The 3,051-nt window shown below is 64.3% G+C and carries 5 protein-coding genes; 4 read left to right on the top strand and 1 reads right to left on the bottom strand.

All coding sequences use genetic code 11. The annotated features are described in order from the left end of the window. From WCB02_RS07330 to WCB02_RS07315, 4 genes are all read left to right on the top strand, one after another. Positions 1–529 (top strand): NAD(P)H-dependent flavin oxidoreductase (locus WCB02_RS07330; RefSeq protein WP_423957168.1); only part of this gene is annotated, 529 nt, incomplete at its 5' end. Positions 530–594: 65 nt separating this feature from the next. Continuing rightward, positions 595–843 (top strand): hypothetical protein, encoded by a 249-nt coding sequence (locus WCB02_RS07325; RefSeq protein ID WP_423957167.1) that lies wholly within the window; start codon positions 595–597, stop codon positions 841–843. A 181-nt stretch (positions 844–1,024) separates the two neighbouring features. After that, the gene (locus WCB02_RS07320; protein WP_423957166.1) at positions 1,025–1,693 is read left to right on the top strand and encodes a hypothetical protein; all 669 of its coding nucleotides are present in this window, start codon (positions 1,025–1,027) and stop codon (positions 1,691–1,693) included. A 263-nt stretch (positions 1,694–1,956) separates the two neighbouring features. Beyond that, entirely contained in the window at positions 1,957–2,502 is a 546-nt protein-coding gene (locus WCB02_RS07315; RefSeq protein ID WP_423957165.1) for a hypothetical protein, read from the top strand. A 195-nt stretch (positions 2,503–2,697) separates the two neighbouring features. Here the strand turns inward: WCB02_RS07315 and WCB02_RS07310 are convergent. Continuing rightward, positions 2,698–3,051, bottom strand: a 354-nt coding sequence (locus tag WCB02_RS07310; protein WP_423957164.1) for a hypothetical protein, incomplete at its 5' end; no start/stop codon positions are given.

Here is a 3,051-nt window from a genome sequence, read left to right as displayed (position 1 = left end):
GACCGGCTGGCTCAATCCGTTCGCCTTCGTACGCGCGGTGCGGGCGTTCTTCACTGGCCCCATCGTGTTGGCAGGCGGGATCGCCGACGGCCACGCGCTACGGGCGGCGCAGGTGCTTGGCTGCGATCTGGCCTATATGGGCACCAGGTTCATTGCGACGCGCGAGAGCATGGCCGACGCCAGCTACAAGGACATGCTGGTCGCGGGCAGCGCCGACGATATCCTGCTGACCACGGCCTTTACCGGGCTTCAGACCAGCATGCTGAAGCCCTCGATCGTGGCCGCGGGGCTCGATCCCGACAACCTGCCGCCGCGCGGCGCGATCGACATCGCAAGCGACATCGATATCGCCGCGCGCGAGCAGCGCCCCAAGCGCTGGCGCGATATCTGGAGCGCGGGTCATTCGATCTCAGGCGTGACGGATGTTCCTCAGGTTGCAGTTCTTATATCACGCACTCTTGACGAGTATCACGCATGGCGGATCGAGGGCGGCCACGCAAGCCGCGGAGGTGCCGGGCTTCCCACTTAACGCCACATTAACCATGGCTGCCGACAATCCCCTGTGAGGGCGGTGGAATCACGGGGAACAAGGCGATGGACTTCGAGGCATTTTTTGCGAAGACGCCGGCGACGCTGGATGAAATCAGGATCCGCGTGAGCCATGCGCTACAGCGGCATCCTCTGTGCCGCAATGTGAAATTCGAGATCGTCTCGACGCCACGTACGTCGAGGGGCGGCAACTGGACCGTCAGCCTGCGCTCAGTCGAGCCCGGCGCCGTGTGGGAGGCCTCCGATATCGTCGCCGACATCCAGGCGGCCTATGAATTGGCGGCCGCAGCTTGATTTTACGAAGCTTTCGCGGCTTGTCCACAGCCCCCGGACATGTGGGGGCCGTGACGACGGCGCGGTTCAGCCTTAATTCGCGATCAGGCCTTAATTCGTGCCAAGTCTTGTGGACAAAATGTCTAGGACACAAAACGTTAGGGAACGTGGCGAGCATTCGCCGGACATGACGGAGACGTGCTTGACGAGAGCGATCACGATCATTGCGCTGTGCTGTTTTCTCGTCGCGGGCGTTGCGGCGACCAGCATCCTGTCCCGCAACACCATGGAGGCCGACGGGGCGACGGCTGCGCCCGTGGTCAAGGATCCGGTCGCCAACCGCGCGGCCAAAGCGGATCGGCTGTCGGTCGCAAGCTACGCGCTGGCCGCATTGGAGCCGGAACAGCAGAGCCCTGAGATGACCGAGCAGTTGCGGCAGGCCTATGCGTCCTCGAGCCCGGCCGACGTCGAAGCGGCCAAGGCGGTCGCAGCGCTGCGGCAGGTTACGCCGCCGAAGCCCAGGATTGCCGCGGCCGTCGCACCGAAGCCGCAGCCGCAGAAATCCTACGCGCTGCTCAGTGATGCCCAGATCGCGACCATCAAGGAGCGGCTGAAACTGTCGTCCTCGCAGGAATCGTACTGGCCGGCCGTCGAGGTCGCGTTGCGCCAGGTCGCCCGCAAGATCCACGCGACGCGACAGACCCATCCGAACGCGACCGGCGCGCCGCAGATCGATCCGGATTCGGAGGAGGTCCAGCAGCTCAAGTCGGCGGCGATGCCGCTGCTGTTCCAGTTGCGCGAGGACCAGAAGGACGAAGTGCGCAAGCTTGCGCGCATCATCGGCCTCGATAAGGTCGCCTCCGCGATCTGACGCGCCCGACGGCTGCGCCGCCGCGCTTCTCTCAGACAGACTGCGCAACAAAAGTCAGCGGTTGCCTGGCGCGGCCCGATCAGGAATGGATCGATGTGCCGGGTTCCGCTTCGTTGCATCGCGCACCTCCGGAACATCGCTCAGCGTCGAACGTTTGCCCGCATGAATCACGGAGCTGAACCATGCGCGCTTCAATGGCCTTTTTCGCCGGAGTGGGAACCGTTGTGGTTGCCGTCGCAGCCGGTCTCGGCGGCGGCCTTCTGATGGGCGACATCATGAGCCCCCAGATCGCCAGACCCGACACGGCGAGGGCCGAGCGGCGCGCGCCGCCCGAGCAAAAAGCACCGTCCACCACGGCTGCAGCCGCGCATGACCAGCTTACCCCGGTGCCGTATCTCGCTGCGGTCCAGCCCGCGGCCAACGCGCCGGTCGTCGTCGCGCCCGCACCAGAATCCACGCAAGCCTCGCCGCCGCGGAACGAGACCGCCAACGCCATACAGCAGCAAGCTCCGCAACCGGCGCCCGCGTCCACGGCGAACGATGCCAATGCCGCCTCCACCGATGCCAAGGCGCAGGCTGCGGATCAGAAGCGGCTCGCCGAGAGGCGCAGGACCGAACGCCGTCAACAGTGGGCGGAGCGGCGCCGCTACCAACAGCCGCGCGAGGACGATCTGGGCGACGTCGAGCAGCAGGTTCGCGAAGATTCCGAGCGCAGGGATGGCATGGGCAGGGAGTACGTCGAACGTCAGGACGACGGTGATCGGCCGGTGAGGATGGAGTTTCCGCGCATGCTGTTCGGGCCGGAATGAGCTGACACAAGCCGTCTCCCGCAAGGCGCGCCAGGGTACACCTCAAGACAGGCCTTGATCCGGCTGCCGAGAGCCCGCCCTTTTCAGGGCGGAACCTCGCCGACTCGCCTGATTGCATGTACCGAAGATGTACTGAAATCCCGACCCGAGGGTCATGGGTTTCGGTTGGCGAGTTGCCCGCGCCGCACCGTAAAACTACGGCAGGGCGGCAAGATTGCCCGCACACCAAATCATGGTTGCAATCCGCCCGCATCGCCGATTGGCGCCTGACTCAATTAATGATAGGTAGCCGAACTCTGCAGTCGGGAGTGGATCGCTCGCGCGCTGTTTTCGCGCAAGGAATCTTCCGATGCGAAAGACATTTCCGCCTGCTCCTCGACGTGATCTCGGCAAGACAGGTTGATGTTTTGCTACGATACAACCGATGCGGCAAGCCGGAAAAATCACGCCAGCCGTCCGGAATGTGGCCGCAAACCGACACATAAGATCGTCGCGTCGATTGAGCTTCTCCGACAGCAACTTTGCTGCGGTGTCGGCGCCGTTCTGATC

The organism is Bradyrhizobium sp., from assembly GCF_049581145.1.
Taxonomy (GTDB): domain Bacteria; phylum Pseudomonadota; class Alphaproteobacteria; order Rhizobiales; family Xanthobacteraceae; genus Bradyrhizobium.
Note: the sequence above shows the minus strand (reverse complement) of the source record. Positions and strands in the feature narration are given on the sequence as shown.

Excerpts from the sequence above, each read along its gene's own strand:
- WCB02_RS07325 (WP_423957167.1), top strand. The coding sequence starts at position 595 with ATGGACTTCGAGGCATTTTTTGCGAAGACGCCGGCGACGCTGGATGAA.
- WCB02_RS07315 (WP_423957165.1), top strand. The coding sequence starts at position 1,957 with ATGGGCGACATCATGAGCCCCCAGATCGCCAGACCCGACACGGCGAGG.